This window comes from Frateuria sp. GZRR35 (assembly GCF_051900415.1).
In the GTDB taxonomy this organism is placed as follows: Bacteria; Pseudomonadota; Gammaproteobacteria; order Xanthomonadales; family Rhodanobacteraceae; genus Frateuria_A.
The window spans coordinates 128,189-148,936 of sequence record NZ_JBHZGL010000007.1 but is presented as its reverse complement, the minus strand read 5'-3'; the positions used below and the strand labels follow the sequence as shown (position 1 = coordinate 148,936).

The window sequence follows — 20,748 nt, the reverse complement described above, 5'->3', positions numbered from 1 at the left end:
CGCGGGTATGGTAAGGTGGCCGCCCGGCCTTTCCGTCAGGAGCCTGCCATGCCCGCGCCTTCCGTCGTCAGCCCGCCGCGCTACCGTTTCGGTGACGAACTGGCCAGCACGCTGATCCACGGCATTGGCATTCTGCTCAGTATCGGCGGCCTGGCGACCCTGGTGGCGTTCGCCGCGTTGCGCGGCGATGCGCGGGCGGTGGTGGCTTGTGCGGTGTTCGGTACCACGCTGATCCTGCTCTACACCGCCTCGACCCTGTATCACGCCATTCCCGGCGAGCTGCCGCGGCGGGTGCTGCGTACGCTCGACCACATTGCGATCTTCCTGCTGATTGCCGGGACCTATACGCCGTTCACGCTGATCGTGCTGCCGGGAGCGTGGGGCTGGGGGTTGTTCGGCACGATCTGGGCGCTGGCGCTGGTCGGTAGTGCGCTGGAGCTTGGGCTGTTGCGGCGCATCCAGACGCGCTGGCTGGCGGTGTCGATTTATGTGGCGATGGGCTGGGTGGCGCTGGTGGCGTTCGAGCCGTTGCGCACGCATCTGGCGCCGGGTGGGTTGGTGTTGTTGATCGCGGGTGGGGCGACCTACACGCTGGGGGTGCCTTTCTATCTGTGCAAGCGGCTGCCGTTCCATCATGCGGTATGGCACGGGTTCGTGCTGGCTGCCAGCGTGCTGCATTACCTGGCTGTGCTGCTTTACGTCATTCCCGACTGAGAGCTCCCGCTTTTCGCTCCCTCTCCTCTCTGGGGAGAGGGTTGGGGTGAGGGCCGGGGCTCGCCGGGATGTCCCCAGGAGCGCTGCCTTGCTCCTCGTTTTTGCGTGATCTCTCCGCGACTGGGCTCGCCTGCCGCGGGCTTCCGATCGCCTGCCGGCGCTCGGGTCACTTTCTTTGCTGGCCCAAAGAAACTAACCAAAGACATGGCCTGCTAAGCCCGGTGAGGGATAAAAGCTAGGTGCCACTTCGCCTTGCTTGGTCAGTCGCCTGCTCTTAGAGGAGCTGCCGCCGCTTTACCGCGGGCGCTCGGGAGCTGAGGCAAGAGGACTTGTGGGCGTGTGTGCGAGCGCCGCATTTGGTTCCCTCTCCCCTCCGGGGAGAGGGTTGGGGTGAGGGGGCGGGTTCGCCTGGAACGTGGACGTGTGGTGCAGATCTTCGGCCGCGGCGCGAAAGTCGCTACCACTTGCCGGTTCACGCAAGAAGCGGCGGGGTTCTTGCGCCCGCGTTCGGGTGGCCCCAGCTCTCCCCTGCGATGCAGGGGAGAGGCGGTCCGGTGCGCGGTCAGTGCTTCTGCTTCTGTTGCGGTACGAACTGGGTCTTCACTGCTTCGGCCAGCTGCGCCGGCGGCAGCAGGCCCTGGCCGATCACGAAGTCGTTGAAGGCCTTGCGGTCGAACTTGTCGCCGAGCGCCAGTTCGGTTTCCAGCCGCAGCTGTTGCAGGCGCAGGTAGCCGTAGAAATACGCCGTGGCCTGGCCGGGGCTGTTGAAGGTGTAGCGATCCAGTTCCTGGCGCGCCATGGCTTCGGACAGGCCGACATCCCCGGTGAGCACGTCGTGTGCGCGCTCGCGGGTGATCAGGCCCAGGTTGAGCATCGGGTCGAGGTAGGCGCGGGCGGCTCGCATCAGGCGCGCCTGCAACGCGGTGAACTGCCCGGCCGGCGGCTCGTAGGGCAGCATCTCGGACTCGGCATACAGCGCCCAGCCTTCCACGTTGACGCTGTTGAAGGCGAACAGGCTGCGCGCCAGCGACACGCCGCGCTCGACCATCGCGGCGAACTGCAGTTCGTGTCCGGGTCGGCCCTCATGCGCGGTCAGCGTCCAGGCGGCGGCCTTGAAGGTGAAGTCGTCGTAGGACTGGCTGTTGTCCTTGCCGTTGCCGGGGTTGCCCATGGTCAGCACGAAGGTGCCGCGTTCGCCGTGGTTGTTGAGGAACGGCGGTGGGTCCATGTGCGGCGCGGGTACCTGTGCAGCCTCGGCCTCCGAGGCCAGGCGCATCTGCATCTGGCGCTTGGGCAGCGTGACGATTCGCTTGTCGCGGATGGTGTCCTCGATGTGGCCGAGCACTTCGTGGTACCAGGGCTCCACCTGGTCGCGGGCAAGCTGTTGCTTCTTCAGCGCCTTGAACACATCGCGGTAGTCGGTGGCGTCGATACCTTCGTCCTTGGCCACCACCGGTGCCAGCGCCTGCATCATGCCGCGCAGTTCCATGAACTCGAGCTCGGCCTGCTTCATCAACTGCTCGGGCGGGATGTCGATGCCGACCTGCTTGAGGTTGAAGGCGTACAGCGGCTCGGGCAGGCGGAAGTCGGTGCGTGCGCGCGGCAGCACGGTGCTGCGTACCCAGGCGTCGTAGTCCTTCAGCTGCGTGTCGAGCGCGTCCAGCGCGACCTTGCCCTCGGGGGTATCGAGCTTGTACTTGGCGAACAGTTGGCGGATGCCCTCGACGTAGCGCGGTGTGTTGGCGAGCTTCTGCTCGATCTCGGCCTTGTACGGCCCCAGCAGCGGCTTCTCGTCCAGTCGCGCCGCGGTCAGCGCCTTGGCCTGCTCGGTGATCGGCGTGCAGCCGGGCGCCTTGCCGACGTAGCACTGAAGACGCTCGAGCGCGGCCGGACGGCGCTTGGCGTCGACGTCGTCCTTCAGCAGCGCGAACTCGCCGCTGAAGATGAGCGAGCCAACGTCGTTGTAGGGCAGCAGGTATTTGTGGTTGAGGTCGATGCCTTCGATCTGCTGGGCGGTGGCCTCGATCATGATGTCGAGATCCTCGCGCACGTTCGGGTCCTTCTCCGTCGCGAGCAGCTTTTCGAGCTTGCCCTTGGCCTCCACCAACGCCGCCCGCGAGCGTTCGTCGATACCGGGCCTGAGGTCGGCGACTTTCGTGTCGTAGCCGGGTACGCCGACTTGGGTGGCAAATTCGGGGCTGAAGCGGGCGATCGTGTCCAGCAGCACCTTGGCGTCGGCGTTGCTGCGCTGGACCCAGGTGTCGGGCGCGGCCTGCGCATGCAGCGATCCGGCGGTCGCCAGCGTGGCGGCCAGGGCGAGGGCGAGGCTCTTGCGCATGGGACGCTCCTTCTTGGGTGATGGCGCAGCGTACGCGGGTGTGGTCGAGGCGTGCCTGTGCCTTAGGGTCTAGAGCAGCATGGCCAAGCCGAACAGGCCGACCATCAGGAACGAGATCACCAGCTTGACCAGCGTGCCGGCGAGCAGCCCAATCCAGGTGCCGGCACCGACATGAGCCGAACGCAGCACGCTGGTGCCGGCCGAAAGCTCGCCCACCAGCGCGCCGACGAACGGTCCGAAGATCAATCCGGGGATGCCCAGGAACATGCCCACCAAGGTGCCGATGGTGGCGCCCCAGAGCGCCCGCGGACTGGCGCCGATCCGCTTGGCGCCCACCGCGCCGGCGACGAAATCGACCAGCACGCCGAGCGCGCCCAGCGCGCCGATCACCAGCAGCCAGGCGAGGCCCAGGTGGCGGTAACCATCGACCGCGGCGACCAGCCAGATGCCCCCGAAGATCATCGGGATGCCCGGCAGGATCGGCAGCACCGTCCCGGCGAGGCCGCCGAGGATCAGCAAGGCGGCGAGCAGGTAGAGCGCGATTTCCATCTGGCCGCCTCTCTTGGGGGAGACGACACTGTGGGGCAGTAGCTCCGGCGCGGGCAAGCCCGAAGCCCTTCGTGCAGCGGATTGCAGTCCCGTAACCGGCACGTTCTGCCACGGTCGCCGCAGTGCGGCGATCGGGTACGCTAGGATGCGTCGTGCGTGGTGAAGACATGGGACGGACGTCCCGGCTTCACCTGAATTTGATCTGTCAGATGGTCAGGTTGCGCGAATTTGCGCCGCGTACGCATCGGTCGGCGGGGCGGCCTGGTTCGGGCCAAGGGAAGGGGATGAAGGATGCTGAAAGGGATAAGGGCAAACTTCTGGCTGGGGCACGTGGCTGTCGCTCTCGCCTATGCGCTTGCGTACTTCCTCCTGCGCCAAGTGACGATTACCCACTGGGTTCCCATCTCCGGGCTCCGCTTCAGCGTGTTGTTGCTCTTGCCCTACCGGTACTGGCCGGCGCTCGTGGTTGGCGAGTTCATCCCTCTGGCCTATACCGGCATTACCTGCGCCGGTGAATTCGGTTGGCCGTGGGCCCTCGCGCTGATGGCGCCCCCGATGGTGTTCGCGATGCCCGTTGTCCGATGGTGCCGCGAGCGCCGCCGACTCTTTCCGGCGGGCCTTGCACCAGACATCAACATTCTTTTGCTTGGCCTGTCGGCGACGGCCCTCATCTGGGCGGCAATGAGCTTCCTTGTGCTGTTGCTGGTGCAAGGGCCTCCTGGAGTGGCATACCGCGAGGCTGCGGGCTGGTATGTCATCGGCTTTTACCTCGGCAGCCTTACGCTGGTTCCGCTGGTGCTCCTGGTGCGAGAGGAGCTGTTGACGCACGGCGCGCGTCGGCTATGGGCGCGATTGTCGGAAAGCCGGTTGGCCATGGAAACCGTCTGCCTGTTGCTGCCGACCTTGGCGTTGTTGGTATGGCTCGCCTTGGGGCCAGCGGGGGCTGCCAGCGAGGAGGCGCGCGTTGCGATGTTCCTTCCCGTCACGTGGCTGGCTTTGCGGTATGGCTGGCGCGGCGCGGCGGTTGGCGGTACTGCCGCCAGTATCGCGGTGATGCTTGCCATGCCCCATCGCTACGACCCGGCGACGCTGCACGCCGAGGTGTTCGTGGCCTTTGCGATAACCACCATGTTGATGCTCGGCGGGCGAATCGCAGTGCTCCATACACGCGAGGAGCGTGAAAAGGCCGATGCGCGGCTGACGCTCGCGTTGGCACAGCGGAACCTCCACCTGGGCGAGCTGCAGCTGCGCCAGACCGCATATGCTCTGGAACAGATGAGCGGGGCGATTCAAGCCTCCTACACGCAACTGCTCGGGCGCCTGCGTTGCCTGCTGCCAGGAGCCGACGAACGCACCTACTACCGCCAGGCGGCGGTGACCCAGCACCAGATCTATCGCCTGGCCGATTCGCTCTATCCGCTGGCTTGGCGGGAGCGTGGCTTGCCGGCTGCGCTGCGTGAGGGCTCGGTGGCACGTGCCCTGGACGAAGCAGGAGTCGCGTATTGGTGCGATATCGACGGCCCCAAGCTGGGTGGGCTCTCCAGCAGCGTCCATCTGGCGCTGTACCGCCTCGCCAACGAAGCGATAGCCGTGATCTGCGCTGGTCGCAACCTCAATCGCATCCAGATGAAGCTCAGGGGCGGATCGTTTGGAAGGCGCCGTTGGGTGCTGCTTCGCGTGGAAGCCAGCGTTGACTACGAACGGCTGAGTCGTGTGCGTTGGGATGGCCTGCAGGCCGCGTTGAACCCCAGCGGACTGGGCCTGGGCGCCATAAAGGACCGGGCCGCCGTTTTCGGTGGCAAGGCGCGGATGTATTCCGTGGCTGAGGGCACCCGGATCAGCATCTTGTTGTTTGACCCGGAGCTCGTCTGACTTCGTGCGACGTCTGACTTCGTGACAAAAAAACCGCCTTCAACGGCGGTTTTTTTTTGGTTTCAGTCGACGTGGGTGCTGCACTCGGCCGGATTATCGCATGGGGCGACCAAGGTGGTCGTGGATGGTGCCGCGGTAAACATCGTCGCACCGCTGCTCAGGGGCGTGGCCTGAACTTGAATGGCGGCGTCGCGATAGACAGTTTGCGCGTACGAAGTCAATGCAACCACGCTATTGTCGAGCGTCATCGGCTGCTGGGGCGTAGCGATGCGCTGCGCGTCGCGACCCATCGGCAGGACCAGGAACTGACCATTGGCGGCGGCGAAAGCTCCACGCACGTTGCCGTTGAGGTCGTTGATCTGCACGTACCGGATCCCGTTGACCGTGAAGACGTAAACATGCCAATTGGAGTTGGTGCTTACGTCTTGCGCGTTCGGCCAGGCCTGGCCCAGGCCGGTGCTTGACGATTCGGACGCGAAAACAGGAGCCGAAAGACCCATGACGACCAGGCCGGCGAAAATGGCACGGCGCGACAAGTGTTTGATCATAGCCATGTCCCCTTGATGGACCGCTCACTCATTGAGCCTGGTCACTCTATCAGCAGCAAAAGTGATTTTTGTGCGAAAGCCACCGTTTTAGGTTTGTTCCTTTCCACTGCTGTTTTTCGTCTTGGGTAAGTTGCTGGCGCCGACTTGCTACGGAGATTCTGGCTGATAGGTCTGCATGGGGCCGCGACCGGCGCGGGCGCCGAACACCATTTCGGTGGTCCAGCCCAGCAGCATCGAGGTGTAGGCGCGCTGGCAGTCGGGACTGGAGAGCGCATGGTCGGCCTCGTCGATGATCCGGTAGGTGACCGAGTGGGTGCGACGGAACGCGTTGCGGTAGCTGACGATGGCCGGGTGAGGGACCAGGTGGTCGTGGCCCGACTCGACGACGAGCACGTCGCCGCGGAAATCGCTGCAGGCGCGCAGCGCGCGGTTGTCGTCCGGTTCGAGCACGCGGCTGCGGTAGGCGTCCAGTTGCGCGCGTGGCAGCGACCGTTTGGGTTTGTCCCAGTCCTCGTCCGCGTACAGCGCCGGGACTCGCAACGCGAGCCATTTGACCGGACGCAGCGAGGTGAGGATCGACGCGAGGTAACCGCCGTAACTGGCGCCGACGACCAGGATGGAATCGGGGTCGACGTGGGGCTGCAAGCGCAGGTGGTCGTAGGCGGCGACGACGTCGGCGAGGTTCTGCTCGCGGGTGACGGTCTGGCGCATCGCCTCGGTGCGCACGTGGCCTCGCATGTCGAAGGTCAGGCAGATGCAGCCCAGTGCGGCGATCTGCTGGGCGCGGCCCAGGTCGCGTTCCCGGCAGCCGCCCCAGCCATGCACGAACAGCACGCCGGGGATGGTCGAGCCGGGGGCGAGCACGGTGCCGGCGATGCGCGCGCCGTCGACGAGGATGTCGGTGTCTTCGCTACGTGTCGTCATCATCCTCCACCACGGTGAACTTCAGTAGCGGGCCGACTGCCGGGTCGGTGCCGCGGAACAGCACGGTGGCGCCGGGCGGCGGTTCGGCATCGCTCCCGTAGCGTTCCTCCGTGCGCACGCCGAGCCAGCGGCGACCCGGTTCGTCGCGCAAGCGCAACAGCGCGGCGGCCTCCGCGCCGCTGGCGCCGCCGATACGCCAGGACGACTCGAGCACGCCGGCATGCGCCTGGCCGCGATGGTCCTTGCCCTGCACCACGTCGTAATTGCGGCGCGAGGCGAACATGCGCGGGAAGCATTGCCGCGCGGCCTCGTCGTAGAGCTGCGCCTGCGCGGCCGCCTCGCGCACCGGCGGCGGCAGCGGTTCACGCAGCAGTGCGTCGAAGCCGCCGCGGTGCACGCGCAGACTGGAGCCGCCATAGGCCACCTCGCCGGCGTTGTCGCGGGTCAGCCACTGGGTGCCGTAGTAGGCGATGGTGTGGTGATCCACGCGGACCTGGCCCACGCTCCAGGTGGTCAGGTCGCGCAGGTCGGTTTCCAGCACCAGGCCATCGCTGGCGAGCGCGTCCTCGTCGACGTCGGCGATGATCGCATCCAGTTCGCCAATGTCGCTGGCCACCCGCTGGCCACGACCGGCGTTGCCATGCGCCGGCTTGATGCGCACGGGACCCAGGTGCAACAGTGCGCGCCCCGCGCGGCGTGCATCGGCGGGCGCGTAGGCGCTGTAGCCGGGCAGCACCACGGCGCGCACCCGCTCGGCGAACGCCTCGGACCAGCCTTCCGGCGCGCGCGTGGGAGCGTCGACCAGGGGATGGGTGATCGCCTTGGAGGCCACCACGCGGTCCGGCACCACGCCGCCGAAAAGGTCGGATGCACTGCGGATGCCGCAGGCCGCAGCCGTATCCAGTCCGGTCAGCACGTCGCCCGGCACGAAGTAGAGCGGGCCAGGATAGGGCTGTCCCGGCACGTAGGCACCGGCGAAGTCGTAGTGCAGCAGGTCGGCCAGCTGCTGCGCGATGGCCGCGTGCGCGGCCGCCTCGTGGCTGGAGTGCGCCGCGTCGCGGCCCACGCCCAGCACGACGCTGCCGCGTGCGTGGCCTGCCTGTACCGGGGGCGGGGCGCTGGATGCCACGGGAGTCTCCGCAACCTGAGGGCGCGTGAGGCGCCGGATCGTCAGGAGGCTAGTGGTCGCGGTGTGGATGGGCTGTTGAAGCTGCCGGCAGTTGTCTCATCCGCCTGTCACCTCCCGTCGCCTCGGTGAAGGATCGGCTCGTCTGAGCCAACAACCCGGACGGAAATGGAGGCGCTTTGCGGGCGGCTACTTCTCGACGAACGCCCGCTCGATCACGTAGTCGCCCGGTTCGCGCGTGCGCGGCGAGGCCTGGAAGCCGCGTCCGTCCAGCAATGCGCACAGGTCGTCGAGCATCGCCGGGCTGCCGCACAGCATCACGCGGTCGGTGCTGGGGTTGAGCGGCGGCAGGCCGGTGACCCGGCTCATCACGCCGTCGACGATAGCGTCGGTGATGCGCCCGCGGTTCTTGAACGGCTCGCGGGTGACGGTGGGGTAGTAGATCAGTTTCTCGCGCGCCAGCTCGCCCAGGTACTCGTGCTGCGGCAGTTCGCGCTCGAGATAGTCGGCATAGGCCAGGTCGCTGACCTGGCGCACGCCGTGAGCCAGCACGATCTTCTCGTAGCGCTCGTAGGTGGACGGATCGCGGATCACGCTCATGAACGGCGCCAGGCCCGTGCCGGTGCCGAACAGGTAAAGATTCCTGCCGGGCTTGAGATCGTCCAGCACCAGCGTGCCGGTGGGCTTGCGGCTGACCACCAGCGGATCGCCCGGCTTGAGGTGCTGCAGGCGCGAGGTCAGCGGGCCATTGGGCACCTTGATCGAGAAGAACTCCAGGTGTTCCTCCCAGCTCGCGCTGGCGATGGAGTAGGCGCGCATCAACGGACGGCCGTCCACCTCCAGGCCGATCATCACGAACTGTCCGCTCTCGAAGCGGAAGCCGGGATCGCGCGTGGCGCGGAAGCTGAAAAGGCTGTCGTTCCAGTGACGCACGTCGATCACGTGCTCGGTCGCCAGTGCCACCATGGTTGTCGTGTCTCGTCGAAAAGCAGTCGCGCGGCAATCGGCCGGGCGCCGGACAGGCCGGGGTTGTGGGGAACAGGCCGGCGGCGGGTTCGCTGCGCCTGGCGGGCGCCACGCGGCGCGCGGCGGCAGCGATACAGGATACGTGATCCGGCCGGCCGCTGCGCGCCATGACGCCGTCGGCGGCCTGCGGCATCATGGCGCGCCGGGGTGGATAGCAAAGGAGCAAGCGGGATGGGCAGTCGCGTACAGGAACCGATTTCCGACCACCACGTCGGCCAGCGCCACCTCGATCGCATGGTGATGCTTTCCGATGGCGTGTTCGCCATCGCGATCACGCTGTCGGCGCTGGAGATCCGCCCGCCCGAATCCATCGCCGCCGGCTCGCTGTGGGATGCATGGTCGACGCCGCTGCTGGTTTATTTCATCAGCTTCCTGCTGATCGGCGTGATCTGGTTCCACCACCGCCGGATCGTGGCGCATTTGCGTGACGTCGACGGCGTAGGCACGGCAATCAACCTCGCGCTGCTCAGCATCGTCGCGCTGATGCCGATGGCGACCCGCTACGTGATCGAAGTCACCCACGGCAAGGGCATCGTCGTCTACGTGGCGGCCGTATTGGCGACGTTCGGTGCGACAGCGTTGCTTTGGGCCTACCTGGCGTTCGTGGCGAGGCTGGCGCCGGAGGTACCCCGCGCGCGGGCCTTGCGCTGGTTGTTCGAAATCCTCGCACCCGCGGTGGGCGCGTTCATCGTGATCCTGTATGAGCCGCATCCCTGGGTCGCGCTGGGCATCCTGCTGGCGATCGTCGGGGGTATGAGCTGGACGGCTCGCATGGATCGGCGGGCGTCCTAGCTTCCCCGATGCGGTAACGCCTTGCCTCGCGGGCAGCCGGCCAGCCGCCCGCCTACAATGGACGGATGGCTTCCTCCCCCGCTCCCGCCGATTTCCGCCTGACCGTCGCGCCGATGATGGACTGGACGGACCGGCACTGCCGCTACTTCCACCGGCTTCTGTCGCCCCACGCGCGGCTGTATACCGAGATGGTGACCAGCGCCGCGCTGGTGCGCGGTGGCCAGCTGCACCTGCTCGAGCACAGCCAGCAGGAGCATCCGGTCGCGCTGCAACTGGGCGGCAGCGACCCGGCGGAACTCGCGCAGGCGGCGCGGCTGGGCTCGCAGGCCGGCTATGACGAGATCAACCTCAACGTCGGCTGCCCGTCCGACCGCGTGCAGTCCGGCCGCTTCGGCGCCTGCCTGATGCGCGAGCCGGCGCTGGTCGGCGATTGCGTGCGGGCGATGCGGGATGTCGTGGACGTGCCGGTGACGGTCAAGTGCCGCATCGGCGTGGACGAGCAGGATGATTACGCGGACCTGCAGCATTTCACCGAAACGATGGTGTCGGCGGGCGTCGAAGTGCTGGTGGTGCATGCGCGCAAGGCCTGGCTGAAGGGCCTGAGCCCGAAGGAAAACCGCGAGGTCCCTCCACTGGATTACGAACGGGTGTACCGCCTCAAGCGCGAGTTCCCGCAACTGGTGGTGGTCATCAACGGCGGTATCACGACGGTAGAGGCGGTGCAGGCGCACCTGACCCAGGTCGACGGCGTGATGCTGGGCCGCGCGGCCTACCACGATCCCTACCTGCTGGCGCAGCTGGAGGCGGCGCTGTATGGCGCGCCGATGCCCTCGCGCGAGGAGGTGCTCGGGCACCTGCGCCCCTACGTGGAGGCGGAGCTGCGGCGCGGCACCGCGCTCAAGCACATCAGCCGGCACCTGCTCGGGCTGTATCAGGGCGAGCCTGGCGCGCGCACGTTCCGGCGCGTGCTGAGCGAGGGCGCGCATCTGCCCGGCGCGGGCTGGAGCCTGCTCGAACAGGCCGCCAGCGGCCGTCGGGACGCGGCATGAGCCGGCCGGCCAGTGTTCAGCCCGGCCTGCCTAGGCTGGTATCCATTTGAATCCGAGCCACCGCCTTGCCGACTCTGTTGCCCCGACGCCTCCTCGCCTGCCTGCCGGCCCTGCTGCTGCCGGTGCTTGCGCATGCCGTTCCGCCGCAGGAAAAGACGCCGATGACACTGGAAGAGGCGGTGGCGAAGGTGCAACAGGACACCGGCGGTAAGATATTGTCGGCTGATCCGCGCAAGTTCGGCCGGCGGACCGAGTACCGCATCAAGGTGCTCACCCCGGAAGGCCACGTGCGGACCATCTCGATTTCGTCCGATGCCCCGCGTGCGGGCACGGGCAAACCACCGGCCGGCAACGGCGCAGGCAAGAAGGAGAAACACTGATGCGCATCCTTTTGGTCGAGGACGAGGCTCCCTTGCGCGAGACCCTCGCCGCGCGGCTGAAGCGTGACGGCTTCGCGGTCGACGCCGCGCAGGACGGCGAGGAGGGCATCTACCTGGGGCGCGAGGTCCCCTTCGACCTGGCGATCATCGACCTGGGTCTGCCCAAGATGTCGGGCATGGAACTGGTCAAGGCGCTGCGCGAGGCCGGCCAGCGCTATCCGATCCTGATCCTTACCGCACGCGGCTCCTGGCAGGACAAGGTCGAGGGCCTCAAGCACGGCGCCGACGACTACCTGGTCAAGCCGTTCCACGTCGAGGAACTGCTGGCGCGCATCAATGCGCTGGTCCGCCGCGCCAGCGGGTGGTCCAAGCCGGTGCTCGCCTGCGGCCCGATCAAGCTGGACACCACCGCGCAGACGGTGACCGTCGAAGGCAAGCCGGTCGACCTGACCAGCTACGAGTACAAGGTGCTCGAATACCTGATGCTGCACGCCGGCGAGCTCGTCTCCAAGGCCGATCTCACCGAACACATCTACCAGCAGGATTTCGACCGCGACTCGAACGTGCTGGAAGTGTTCATCGGCCGCCTGCGCCGCAAGCTCGATCCGGAGAGCGCGCTCAAGCCGATCGAGACCGTGCGCGGCCGCGGCTACCGCTTCGCCATTCCGCGCAGCGACGGCGACGACGACTGAGTCCCGGGTCCATGGTCCTGCGGCGGCTCCTGAGCATGATGCACGCCTCGCGCCGCCCGCAGCCCACGGGCGGTCGCTGATCCATGTTCGCGCCCCGTCCGTTTTCGCTGGCGGCGCGCGCGGCCATTGCCACCGGCCTGGTGCTGGCCGGCTTCCTCGGGCTGGTCGGGCTGACGCTCTCGCGGGCCAACCACGAGACCGCGCTCAACAACCTGCACGACCGGCTGCAGAACTACGTGATCGCCTACCTGGCCGGCAGCGAGGTGTCGCGCTACGGCAAGGTGCTGCTGCCGGACGCACCGCCGGACCCGAGCTTCTCGCAACCCGGTTCGGGCCTCTACGCGGTCGTGCTGGGCGACAAGGGTTTCCGCTGGGAATCGTCCTCCGCGATCGGCCGTGATTTCGCCTTCCTCAAGACGCTGGACCCCGGCGAGAACCGCTTTGCCGGTCCGATCGACACGCGCATGGGCCGGCTCTACTACTACGCCCTGGGCGTGGCGTGGGACGTGCCCGGCAAGAAGCCGCTGCGGCTGACCTTCATGGTCGCGCAGACCGAGAGCCAGTTCGAAGGCGAGAACGCGGTGTACCGGCGCACCCTGGTCGGCATGCTGTCGATCCTGGGCGTGATGCTGATCGTGCTGCAGTTGCTGCTCTTGCGCTGGAGCCTGACGCCGCTGCGCAAGGTCGCCACCGACATGGCGCGCGTGGAGCGCGGCAAGAGCGACCATCTGGACAGCCAGTACCCGCTGGAATTGATCCCGCTGACCGACCGCATCAACGCTTTCATCGATTCGGAGCGCGAGCAGCGCACCCGCACCCGCAACACGCTGGCCGACCTGGCGCACAGCCTGAAGACGCCGCTGGCGGTGATCCGTTCGCGGCTGGAATCGGTTGGCGACCAGCCAGGCCTGCGCGGCGACGTGCTCGACCAGGTGCGGCGCATGGACGAACTGGTCGCCTATCAGCTCGCCCGCGCCGCCACCTCCGGTCGGCAAACCTTTGCCAGCGCGGTGCCGATCGCCGGCCACGCCGAGGACCTGGTGCGCAGCCTGGAGAAGGTCTACGCGGCCAAGAACGTGCTGTGCGAGTTCGAGATGGACGAGGGGGCGGCGTTCTACGGCGAGCAGGGCGATCTGCTGGAACTGATGGGCAACCTGCTGGAAAACGCCTTCAAGTGGGCCGGCCACCGCGTGCTGCTGGTGGTCAAGGCGCAGCCGCAGGCGGCCCGCCAGCGTCCGGGACTGTGGCTGAGCGTGGAGGACGACGGCCCCGGCATCGCCGAGGACCAGATCGAGAAGGTGCTCCAACGCGGCGTGCGTGGCGACGAGCGCGTCCAGGGCCACGGCATCGGCCTTTCCATCGTGCAGGACATCGTCAAGGCATACCGCGGCGAACTGGTGGTCGACCGCTCGCCCGAACTGGGCGGCGCGCGCTTCAGCGTGAACCTCCCGGCGAGCTAGCGCTTCCTGGAGCCAGCTTCCCTCAGGGAAGGGGCTGATGAGGAACGGGCCTCGCGAGGTACCCATCCACGCGACGTCCGTCGCCTGGGATCGAGGCTACGAAGGACGCGGCCTCGGGGAACGGAACCGATCGGTTACTGGATCGAACCGGGCAACAGCGACTGCCAGCCCAGGCTGCTGCGGCGGCTGGCGCGCGGATGCGGCGTCATGGCACCGCCGCCACCGCCGGTGCTGCTGTCATCGGCACTGTCGCCGGCAGCATCGGGCAGGATGCAGTCGTGATTGGCGCTCGAGCTGTCGCTGCCCGCGCCGCCACCGTCGTGGCTGCCGCTGTCGATGGTCGCGTGCGGGGCGGTGGGGTCCTGGGTGGACACGCCCATGGCCGACGCGGTGCCCACGCTGGCGAGCGCGAGCAGGCATCCGAACAGGCAGCGTTTCAGTTCCATGGCGACCAACCCCTTGATCCACCAGCCAAGGCTCCGGATCGTCGCAGAAACGTGAGGGGCTTGCCAGTGCCCGGCGCGAGCGGCGCCGCGGGGCGTGACGGGGCGCCGGAACGGCTAGAATCTCCCGATGCGCGAGACCCCTTTCCCCGCCCGCGTCGCCGGGTCCGACCCTGGAGCATGTGGCTGATGCAGGCCCAACAACTGCTGGCCGCACTGGCCTCCGGTGAAGCCGTCTCCGGCGCGCAGCTCGCCGACCGTGCGGGCGTCACCCGCGCGGCCATCTGGAAGCAGGTCGAGACGCTGCGCGCGCGTGGCGTGCCGGTCGAGGCGCGTGGCGCCGCCGGCTACCGGCTGCCCTGGCCGGTGCAGTTGCTGGATGCCACGCGCATCCGTGCCGCGCTGCCGCGTGCGTGCGCCTCGCGCCTGGGCGCGCTGGAGGTGCACTGGGAACTGGATTCGACCTCCAGCGAACTGCAGCGTCGGCTGGCCGACGCGGCCGACTTCTCCATGGTTCTCGCCGAAACGCAGACCGCCGGGCGCGGCCGTCGCGGGCGCAGCTGGCTGTCGCCGCCCGGGCTGAACCTGTATCTCTCCTGCCTCAAGCGTTTTGACCGCGGCTTCGGCGCGCTCTCGGGCCTGTCGCTGGCGGTCGGCACCATGGTGCTGCGCGCGATCGACTCGCTCGGCATCGCGGGTGCGGGCCTCAAATGGCCCAACGACGTGCTGGCCGGCGGCGGCAAGCTGGCCGGCGTGCTGGTGGAATTGAGCGGCGAATACCAGGGGCCGTGCGCCGCGGTGATCGGCGTGGGTCTCAACCTGCGCCTGACCGAGGCGCTGCGGGAACAGGCCGGGCAACCGGCTTGCGACCTTGCCACGCTGGCAACCGAGATGCCCGATCGCAACCTGGTGGCCGCCCGGCTGATCGCCGCGCTGGTCGAGGGGCTGCGCGAGTTCGAGCGGTATGGCTTCGCACCCTTCGCGGAGGATTACGCTCGCCACGACCTGCTTGCCGGGCGTCAGCTCAAGCTCAGTGGCGCGCAAGGCCATTTCGAGGGCGTGGGCGCTGGCGTCGATGCACGCGGCGCGCTGCAGGTGCGCCTCGGCAACGGCGAGCTGCGCTCGATCGACAGCGCGGACGTCACGGTCCGTCGCGCATGAGGCTGCTGCTGGACCTCGGCAACACGCGCCTGAAATGGGCCTTGGAGGACCACGGCCGCTGGCACGCTCAAGGCGCGGCGGCCTGGAACGAGGATCTGGCGCTGCTCGCCGCCACCTGGCAGACCCTGCCGGCGCCGGTGGCGGCCTTCGGCGCATCGGTGGTCGATGCCGAACGCGAGCAAGCGGTGGCGGCACAGGTGCGCGCGCTGTTCGGACTTGAGGTCACCTGGTTGCGCACGCCGGCGATGGCCTGCGGTGTGCGAAATGCCTACCCCGAGCCCGCTCGGTTGGGTGTCGACCGCTTCCTGGCGATGGTCGCGGCCCGCGCCGCCGGCGCGGGCGACTGCGTGCTGATCGGCGTCGGCACCGCGCTCACGCTGGATGCGTTGGCCGCGGATGGCCGGCACCTGGGCGGCCTGATCGCCCCCGGCCCGCGGCTGATGCAGCAAGCCCTGCTCGGCGCCACCGCACAAGTGCGCCCGCGTGGCGACGGGGTGCTGGTGGACGCGGCCGACAACACGTCCGACGCGGTCGTCTCCGGCTGCTGGCAGGCGGCCGCCGCACTGGTCGAACGTTTCGCCGTGCGCATGGCCCCACGCTTCGGCGGCGTCCCGACGGTACGCCTCGATGGCGGCGATGCCGAGGGCCTGGTGCCGTTGCTCGGCCTGTCGGCGACCATGGTCGAGCACGGCGTGCTGCACGGCCTGGCGGTGTGGGCGCAGGCACAGTCAGGCGCCGCCGCGACGCCCTAAGATGTGCGTCCACCCGGGGGGAGTCCGATGTTCCTGCGCCTGCTGTTCGTCCTGCTGATCGCGCTCAATATCGCGGTGGGTGCCTGGCTGGTACTAGGCCAGGACGACTCGCACGGGCGTAGCGTGACCGACCCGGGCGTGCCGATGCTGCACCTGTTGTCCGAGCAGACTGCGCCACCGTTGCCGCCGGTCATTCCGTCGCCGGCCACCGTCCCGGCGCCCGCCGCCAGCACTGCCGCGGCGCTGGAAACCCGCTGCCTGGCGATCGGCCCGTTCGATACCCCGCAGGACCTGCGCAATGCCCGTACCGCACTGACCGGCCCGGGCGTGCGCATGCGCTCGCGCCAGGAGCAGACCACCGAGACGCGCGCCTGGTGGGTCTACCTGCCCGCGCCCGGTGCCCGCGCCCAGGCGCTCGCGCTGGCACGACGGCTGGAATCGGCCAACGTCGGCGACTACTTCGTCATGAGCTCCGGCGACCAGTCCAACGCCATCTCGCTGGGCCTGTTCAAAGACCCGGCCAACGCGCGCAAGCGCCGCGACGAGGTCACCACCGCCGGTTTCCCCGCGCAGATCCAGGAACGCACCGAGCAGGTGCCCGAATACTGGCTCGACCTGGTCGTGGCCGACGGTGCCCGCTTCGATTGGCACGGCCGGGTCCGCACCGCCGGGATCGGATCGCACAGCACCACCTGTTTCTAGGCTCGCCCGCCAGCGGGCGCGTCGGCGCCCTGCCTGCTAGACTTCATGCCTTCTCAAGGCCGGCATAGCTCAGTTGGTAGAGCAACTGATTTGTAATCAGTAGGTCGCGGGTTCGACTCCTGCTGCCGGCACCAGCCGCGCGCCAGCGCGCGCGGGCACCCCACCGGACGGACGAGGCCCTTATGACCCAGCAGACAGTCAGCCTGATCGGCGCACCCACGGATATCGGCGCGGGCCATCGCGGCGCCTCGATGGGGCCCGAAGCGCTGCGCGTGGCCCGGCTGGGCGAGAAGCTCGAAGCGCGCGGGATGAAAGTGATCGACCGCGGCAACCTGCAGGGCCCGCTCAACCCGTGGCTGCCGCCGGAGAACGGCTACCGTCATCTGGACGAGGTGACGGCCTGGAACATGGCCGTCCATACGGCCGTACGCCAGGAGCTGCAGGCCGGTCGCGTGCCGGTGATGCTCGGTGGCGATCACTGCCTGGCGATCGGTTCGATCTCGGCCGTGGCCGACCATTGCCGTGACACCGGCAAAAAATTGCGCGTGCTCTGGCTGGATGCGCACGCCGACTTCAATACCGCCGATGCGACGCCTTCGGGCAATATTCATGGCATGCCGGTGGCCTGCCTGTGCGGCAATGGCCCGGATGCGCTCACCGGCATCGGCAGCCACTCGCCCTCGACCTCGCCGAGCGTATTCCGCCAGGTCGGCATCCGCTCGGTGGACGACGACGAGAAGAAGCTGGTGCTCGAGGCCGGCATGCAGATCTTCGACATGCGCCATATCGACGAGGTCGGCATGAAGCGCACGATGGAAGAGGCGCTGGCCGACATCGACGAGAACACCCACCTGCACGTCAGTTTCGACGTCGACTTCCTCGATCCGTCGATCGCCCCCGGCGTGGGCACCACCGTGCGCGGCGGTCCGACCTACCGCGAGGCGCAGCTGTGCATGGAGATGATCGCCGACACCGGCCGACTGGGCTCGCTGGACATCGTCGAGTTGAACCCCGCGTACGACAAGCGCAACCAGACCGGCAAGCTGGCGGTCGACCTGGTCGAGTCGCTGTTCGGCAAGTCCACGCTGATCCGCTGACCGCCCGCACCGGTCTGCGACAGCAGCGCGCATACCGGCCCGGCTTGCGAACGCCTATCATCGACCGGCTGGCAGCGCGTGCTGCCGGTCGTGTCCTCGTATCCAGAAACGAAAGAAGCCATGAACCGAACGCGCGTCCTCACCGGCATCACCACCACCGGTACCCCGCACTTGGGCAACTATGCCGGCGCCATCCGACCGGCGATCGCGGCCAGCCGGCGCGAGGACGTCGATGCGTTCTTCTTCATGGCTGACTACCACGCGCTGATCAAGAGCGACGATCCGGCACGCGTGGCGCGGTCGCGGCTGGAGATCGCGGCGAGTTGGCTGGCCTGCGGGCTGGATCCGGAGCGGGTGACGTTCTATCGCCAGTCGGACATCCCCGAAATCCCGGAGCTCACCTGGCTGCTCACCTGCGTCACCGCCAAGGGCCTGCTCAACCGCGCGCATGCCTACAAGGCGGCGGTCGACCGCAACGTGGAGACCGGCGAGGACCCGGATGCCGGCGTCACCGCAGGCCTGTACATGTACCCGGTACTGATGGCCGCCGATATCCTCGCCTTCGACGCGCACAAGGTGCCGGTGGGGCGCGACCAGATCCAGCACCTGGAGATGGCGCGCGACATCGCGCAGCGCTTCAACCACATCTACGGCCAGGACTTCTTCGTGCTGCCGGAAGTGCAGATCGAGGAACAGGTGGCGACGCTGCCGGGCCTGGACGGGCGCAAGATGTCCAAGAGCTACGACAACACCATCCCGCTGTTCGCCGGCGGCACCAAGGCGCTGCGCGAGGCGGTCATGCGCATCGTCACCGACTCGCGCCTGCCGGGCGAGCCGAAGGATCCGGAAAGCTCCTCGGTGTACACGCTCTATCGCGCGTTCGCCAACGAGGCCGAGGCCGCCGCGTTCCGCAAAGCACTGGAATCGGGCCTGTCCTGGGGCGAGGCCAAGCAGGCGTTGTTCGAACTGCTGGAGGGCCAGATCGCTCCGATGCGCGAGCGCTACGACGCGCTGATCGCGCAGCCTGCGCACATCGAGGCGATCCTGCAGGAAGGCGCACGCAAGGCACGCGCGATCGCCACGCCGAAGATGGCACGCCTGCGCGATGCGGTGGGCCTGGGCAGCCACGTGGTGGCGACCAGTACCGCTGCCGCGGCCAAGCCGCGCGGCGACAAGCCGCCGCGTCTGGCCAGCTTCCGCGACGAAGATGGCCGTTTCCGCTTCCGCCTGTTCGCCGGTGATGGCGAGGAGCTGCTGCTCTCGCGCGCCTTCGACGATCCCAAGGCGGCCGGCGCAGCGCAGAAGCAGCTCAAGCAGGACGGTCGCGCCGCCACGCTGCGGAATACCTCCGCGGGTGTCGTGCTCGAACTCGATGGCAACGAAGTCGGCAACACACCCGCGTTCGCCGACGACGCGGCGCGCGACCAGGCGCTGGGCCGGCTGCGCGAGGCGCTCGACCTGCTCGCCGGCGAAACGTGAGGAGAGCGCCATGCTTCGCTATCTCGCGCTGCTGCTGCTCGCGCCCTGGCTGCTGGTGCTGGCCTGGGCGTACTTCACTTATCCCAAGAGCCTGCCGCGGACGGCCGCGCGCCGCGCGTTCGACTGGCTCGCGCTGGTGCTTGCGGCGATCGCGGCAGCGGTGAGCGCCGGTTGGGGCTTCGAAGCCGCGCCGCCGCCGCAGGTCGACGCCTTCGGCCGCGCCAGTGGCGCGATCTGGCAGCAGGTGCTGCCGGCCTTGCTTGGCTACGGCGCCTGCGTGGCTGTGCTGGGACTGGCGATGCTTCTCCGCTATCTGCTGTGGCGCCAGGCGCGCCGGTGAGCTCCCGATGACTTCCGACAAGCTGCACATCCAACTGGCCCGCCTGTTCGAGCGGCACGACGTGGAACTCGAGCCTGACGAAGACTGGTTGCTGACCGACGGCGACTATCCGGCGCTGCGCGCGCATTGGCAGGACGCCTCCGCCATGGGCGAGCCCGGACGACTGGACGTCGATCTGGTGCTGGAAGAAGAGCGCCAGCTCGAGCTCAGCTACGCCGGCAACGGGCAGGGCGAGGCGGGCTGGCGCGATGCGCTGGATCGCTTCGCGCGCAGCGACCTGCCGGTATTGCTGGCCGCCTGCTGGTACGTCACCGACGAGCGCAAGCTGGATCTGGCGCAGTGGGAGATCGGCCTGCGCCAGTGGGACGCCTTCATCGGGCGCTTCGCCGTGGAAGATGCGGACGTCGACGTGCCGTCCGGCGCCATCGCCAGCGTGGCGGACGCGTTGAAGAGCGAATCGCTCGCGCCGCACCTGCACTGGATCCGGCTGTTCCTGCGCCGCACCGCCGATGGCACGCTGGCCACCGAGGTGCTGCTGGACAATGCGCCGTGGCCGGCCGGCGATCGTGCACTGGCGTCGCTGACGTGGCCGGAGGCCGCGCAGGCGTACGACGTGCGCAACCTGATCGCGCTGGACGTCCGGGATTACTGAGCCTCCGGCGCCGGACCCAACCGCTCGCGGACTTTCTGTAGGAGCGCACCTGTGCGCGACCGCCATGCATCACGGTCGCACACGGGTATCGGTCGATGCCGGGGTTGCGCTCCCTGCCTACTCCCAGCTGTTGAGATGCGGCCCGAATCGCTCGCGCTGCTTCTGCACCACGCAGAAGCGGTGGCCGGTGGGCGCCTGCATTACCCACCAGCGCTCGCGGACGAAGGCGATGGCACGTGCGCCCAGCGCTTCCAGGCGAGCCACTTCGGCGTCGAGATCGTCGGTTTCGATATCCAGGTGCACGCGGCTTTCGTGCGCGACCTTCTGCAGCAGGATGATCGGCTCGTCGTCGGCGGTGGCGAGTGCGGCGTAGCGGCCGTCGCCGTCCTGGTCGGCATCCTCGACGAGCTTGCCCAGCGTGGCGCTCCAGAAGCGGATGGCCGGCTGCAGGTCGTCGAGCTGGCAGTCGAGCACGATGGTGCTGAGGCGGCTGTGGTGCATGGGGACCTCCGTGCATACGGAAGGCCGAGAGTGCGCCCGGAGGCGTGAAAAGAAAACGGAGCGCAAAGCGCTCCGTTCCCGGGTGGGTGTGGAAGCAAGGGCCTCCCCCTCTCCCCAGCTCTCTCTCCCCCGGCGGGGCCGGGGGAGAGAG

22 protein-coding genes and 1 tRNA gene are annotated in these 20,748 nt (G+C 68.2%); 15 read left to right on the top strand and 8 right to left on the bottom strand.

Annotation, left to right across the window (positions count from 1 at the left end):
- The first annotated feature begins 48 nt into the window (after window positions 1–48).
- Window positions 49–714 (top strand): PAQR family membrane homeostasis protein TrhA, encoded by a 666-nt coding sequence (gene trhA / locus ACFWZ3_RS10470; protein WP_439707678.1) that lies wholly within the window; start codon window positions 49–51, stop codon window positions 712–714.
- Between the two features lie 562 nt (window positions 715–1,276).
- Here trhA and ACFWZ3_RS10465 read toward each other — a convergent pair.
- Complete coding sequence (locus ACFWZ3_RS10465) at window positions 1,277–3,052, bottom strand: DUF885 domain-containing protein (protein WP_439707677.1); 1,776 nt, start codon at window positions 3,050–3,052, stop codon at window positions 1,277–1,279.
- Between the two features lie 69 nt (window positions 3,053–3,121).
- A complete protein-coding gene (locus ACFWZ3_RS10460; RefSeq protein ID WP_439707676.1) occupies window positions 3,122–3,601 on the bottom strand; it encodes a DUF456 domain-containing protein in 480 nt (159 codons plus the stop codon).
- Window positions 3,602–3,892: 291 nt separating this feature from the next.
- On the opposite strand from ACFWZ3_RS10460, the gene ACFWZ3_RS10455 reads away from it, so the two are divergent.
- On the top strand, window positions 3,893–5,473 hold the full coding sequence (locus ACFWZ3_RS10455; protein WP_439707675.1) for an MASE1 domain-containing protein: 1,581 nt from the start codon (window positions 3,893–3,895) through the stop codon (window positions 5,471–5,473).
- Between the two features lie 62 nt (window positions 5,474–5,535).
- Here the strand turns inward: ACFWZ3_RS10455 and ACFWZ3_RS10450 are convergent, their stop codons facing one another.
- From ACFWZ3_RS10450 to ACFWZ3_RS10435, 4 genes are all read right to left on the bottom strand, one after another.
- Window positions 5,536–6,021 (bottom strand): hypothetical protein, encoded by a 486-nt coding sequence (locus tag ACFWZ3_RS10450; RefSeq protein ID WP_439707674.1) that lies wholly within the window; start codon window positions 6,019–6,021, stop codon window positions 5,536–5,538.
- Window positions 6,022–6,168: 147 nt separating this feature from the next.
- The gene (locus tag ACFWZ3_RS10445; protein WP_439707673.1) at window positions 6,169–6,945 is read right to left on the bottom strand and encodes an alpha/beta hydrolase family protein; all 777 of its coding nucleotides are present in this window, start codon (window positions 6,943–6,945) and stop codon (window positions 6,169–6,171) included.
- Window positions 6,932–8,074, bottom strand: coding sequence for a DUF3182 family protein (locus ACFWZ3_RS10440; protein ID WP_439707672.1), 1,143 nt, complete (start codon window positions 8,072–8,074; stop codon window positions 6,932–6,934). The genes ACFWZ3_RS10445 and ACFWZ3_RS10440 overlap by 14 nt, the downstream gene beginning before the upstream one ends.
- Window positions 8,075–8,260: 186 nt before the next feature.
- The gene (locus ACFWZ3_RS10435; protein ID WP_439707671.1) at window positions 8,261–9,037 is read right to left on the bottom strand and encodes a ferredoxin--NADP reductase; all 777 of its coding nucleotides are present in this window, start codon (window positions 9,035–9,037) and stop codon (window positions 8,261–8,263) included.
- Between the two features lie 231 nt (window positions 9,038–9,268).
- On the opposite strand from ACFWZ3_RS10435, the gene ACFWZ3_RS10430 reads away from it, so the two are divergent.
- From ACFWZ3_RS10430 to ACFWZ3_RS10410, 5 genes are all read left to right on the top strand, one after another.
- Window positions 9,269–9,889: a TMEM175 family protein gene (locus tag ACFWZ3_RS10430; protein WP_439707670.1), complete on the top strand. Its 621-nt coding sequence runs from the start codon at window positions 9,269–9,271 to the stop codon at window positions 9,887–9,889.
- Window positions 9,890–9,954: 65 nt separating this feature from the next.
- Entirely contained in the window at window positions 9,955–10,938 is a 984-nt protein-coding gene (dusA, locus tag ACFWZ3_RS10425; RefSeq protein WP_439707669.1) for a tRNA dihydrouridine(20/20a) synthase DusA, read from the top strand.
- A gap of 77 nt (window positions 10,939–11,015) precedes the next feature.
- The gene (locus ACFWZ3_RS10420; protein WP_439707668.1) at window positions 11,016–11,318 is read left to right on the top strand and encodes a PepSY domain-containing protein; all 303 of its coding nucleotides are present in this window, start codon (window positions 11,016–11,018) and stop codon (window positions 11,316–11,318) included.
- The gene (locus ACFWZ3_RS10415) at window positions 11,318–12,010 is read left to right on the top strand and encodes a response regulator transcription factor (RefSeq protein WP_209615474.1); all 693 of its coding nucleotides are present in this window, start codon (window positions 11,318–11,320) and stop codon (window positions 12,008–12,010) included. The genes ACFWZ3_RS10420 and ACFWZ3_RS10415 overlap by 1 nt, the downstream gene beginning before the upstream one ends.
- An 83-nt stretch (window positions 12,011–12,093) precedes the next feature.
- A complete protein-coding gene (locus ACFWZ3_RS10410; protein WP_439707667.1) occupies window positions 12,094–13,470 on the top strand; it encodes an ATP-binding protein in 1,377 nt (458 codons plus the stop codon).
- A gap of 134 nt (window positions 13,471–13,604) precedes the next feature.
- Here the strand turns inward: ACFWZ3_RS10410 and ACFWZ3_RS10405 are convergent, their stop codons facing one another.
- Window positions 13,605–13,916 carry a hypothetical protein gene (locus ACFWZ3_RS10405; RefSeq protein ID WP_439707666.1) on the bottom strand — a complete coding sequence of 104 codons (312 nt, stop codon included), beginning with the start codon at window positions 13,914–13,916 and terminating at the stop codon, window positions 13,605–13,607.
- A gap of 186 nt (window positions 13,917–14,102) precedes the next feature.
- Here ACFWZ3_RS10405 and ACFWZ3_RS10400 point away from each other — a divergent pair, with 186 nt between their 5' ends.
- From ACFWZ3_RS10400 to ACFWZ3_RS10365, 8 genes are all read left to right on the top strand, one after another.
- Window positions 14,103–15,074, top strand: coding sequence for a biotin--[acetyl-CoA-carboxylase] ligase (locus ACFWZ3_RS10400; RefSeq protein WP_439707665.1), 972 nt, complete (start codon window positions 14,103–14,105; stop codon window positions 15,072–15,074).
- On the top strand, window positions 15,071–15,826 hold the full coding sequence (locus tag ACFWZ3_RS10395) for a type III pantothenate kinase (RefSeq protein ID WP_439707664.1): 756 nt from the start codon (window positions 15,071–15,073) through the stop codon (window positions 15,824–15,826). Before ACFWZ3_RS10400 ends, ACFWZ3_RS10395 begins: the two co-directional genes overlap by 4 nt.
- Window positions 15,827–15,853: 27 nt before the next feature.
- A complete protein-coding gene (locus ACFWZ3_RS10390) occupies window positions 15,854–16,528 on the top strand; it encodes an SPOR domain-containing protein (protein WP_439707663.1) in 675 nt (224 codons plus the stop codon).
- A 58-nt stretch (window positions 16,529–16,586) separates the two neighbouring features.
- Window positions 16,587–16,662, top strand: a tRNA-Thr gene (locus ACFWZ3_RS10385).
- 48 nt (window positions 16,663–16,710) lie between these two features.
- Window positions 16,711–17,625 carry an arginase gene (rocF, locus tag ACFWZ3_RS10380; protein WP_439707662.1) on the top strand — a complete coding sequence of 305 codons (915 nt, stop codon included), beginning with the start codon at window positions 16,711–16,713 and terminating at the stop codon, window positions 17,623–17,625.
- A 120-nt stretch (window positions 17,626–17,745) separates the two neighbouring features.
- Window positions 17,746–19,104, top strand: coding sequence for a tryptophan--tRNA ligase (locus ACFWZ3_RS10375; protein WP_439707661.1), 1,359 nt, complete (start codon window positions 17,746–17,748; stop codon window positions 19,102–19,104).
- A gap of 10 nt (window positions 19,105–19,114) precedes the next feature.
- Window positions 19,115–19,444 carry a hypothetical protein gene (locus ACFWZ3_RS10370; protein WP_439707660.1) on the top strand — a complete coding sequence of 110 codons (330 nt, stop codon included), beginning with the start codon at window positions 19,115–19,117 and terminating at the stop codon, window positions 19,442–19,444.
- Window positions 19,445–19,451: 7 nt separating this feature from the next.
- Window positions 19,452–20,096: a DUF6348 family protein gene (locus tag ACFWZ3_RS10365; RefSeq protein ID WP_439707659.1), complete on the top strand. Its 645-nt coding sequence runs from the start codon at window positions 19,452–19,454 to the stop codon at window positions 20,094–20,096.
- Between the two features lie 117 nt (window positions 20,097–20,213).
- On the opposite strand, the gene ACFWZ3_RS10360 is transcribed toward ACFWZ3_RS10365, so the two are convergent.
- On the bottom strand, window positions 20,214–20,597 hold the full coding sequence (locus tag ACFWZ3_RS10360) for a VOC family protein (protein WP_439707658.1): 384 nt from the start codon (window positions 20,595–20,597) through the stop codon (window positions 20,214–20,216).
- Window positions 20,598–20,748 lie beyond the last annotated feature (151 nt).

Coding starts and splice junctions, on each gene's coding strand:
- ACFWZ3_RS10375 (WP_439707661.1), top strand. CDS start 17,746: ATGAACCGAACGCGCGTCCTCACCGGCATCACCACCACCGGTACCCCG.
- ACFWZ3_RS10405 (WP_439707666.1), bottom strand. CDS start 13,916: ATGGAACTGAAACGCTGCCTGTTCGGATGCCTGCTCGCGCTCGCCAGC.
- ACFWZ3_RS10400 (WP_439707665.1), top strand. CDS start 14,103: ATGCAGGCCCAACAACTGCTGGCCGCACTGGCCTCCGGTGAAGCCGTC.
- rocF (WP_439707662.1), top strand. CDS start 16,711: ATGACCCAGCAGACAGTCAGCCTGATCGGCGCACCCACGGATATCGGC.
- ACFWZ3_RS10365 (WP_439707659.1), top strand. CDS start 19,452: ATGACTTCCGACAAGCTGCACATCCAACTGGCCCGCCTGTTCGAGCGG.
- ACFWZ3_RS10360 (WP_439707658.1), bottom strand. CDS start 20,597: ATGCACCACAGCCGCCTCAGCACCATCGTGCTCGACTGCCAGCTCGAC.
- ACFWZ3_RS10460 (WP_439707676.1), bottom strand. CDS start 3,601: ATGGAAATCGCGCTCTACCTGCTCGCCGCCTTGCTGATCCTCGGCGGC.
- ACFWZ3_RS10395 (WP_439707664.1), top strand. CDS start 15,071: ATGAGGCTGCTGCTGGACCTCGGCAACACGCGCCTGAAATGGGCCTTG.
- dusA (WP_439707669.1), top strand. CDS start 9,955: ATGGCTTCCTCCCCCGCTCCCGCCGATTTCCGCCTGACCGTCGCGCCG.
- ACFWZ3_RS10415 (WP_209615474.1), top strand. CDS start 11,318: ATGCGCATCCTTTTGGTCGAGGACGAGGCTCCCTTGCGCGAGACCCTC.
- ACFWZ3_RS10445 (WP_439707673.1), bottom strand. CDS start 6,945: ATGACGACACGTAGCGAAGACACCGACATCCTCGTCGACGGCGCGCGC.
- ACFWZ3_RS10455 (WP_439707675.1), top strand. CDS start 3,893: ATGCTGAAAGGGATAAGGGCAAACTTCTGGCTGGGGCACGTGGCTGTC.
- ACFWZ3_RS10390 (WP_439707663.1), top strand. CDS start 15,854: ATGTTCCTGCGCCTGCTGTTCGTCCTGCTGATCGCGCTCAATATCGCG.
- ACFWZ3_RS10465 (WP_439707677.1), bottom strand. CDS start 3,052: ATGCGCAAGAGCCTCGCCCTCGCCCTGGCCGCCACGCTGGCGACCGCC.
- ACFWZ3_RS10450 (WP_439707674.1), bottom strand. CDS start 6,021: ATGATCAAACACTTGTCGCGCCGTGCCATTTTCGCCGGCCTGGTCGTC.
- ACFWZ3_RS10370 (WP_439707660.1), top strand. CDS start 19,115: ATGCTTCGCTATCTCGCGCTGCTGCTGCTCGCGCCCTGGCTGCTGGTG.
- ACFWZ3_RS10435 (WP_439707671.1), bottom strand. CDS start 9,037: ATGGTGGCACTGGCGACCGAGCACGTGATCGACGTGCGTCACTGGAAC.
- ACFWZ3_RS10430 (WP_439707670.1), top strand. CDS start 9,269: ATGGGCAGTCGCGTACAGGAACCGATTTCCGACCACCACGTCGGCCAG.
- trhA (WP_439707678.1), top strand. CDS start 49: ATGCCCGCGCCTTCCGTCGTCAGCCCGCCGCGCTACCGTTTCGGTGAC.
- ACFWZ3_RS10410 (WP_439707667.1), top strand. CDS start 12,094: ATGTTCGCGCCCCGTCCGTTTTCGCTGGCGGCGCGCGCGGCCATTGCC.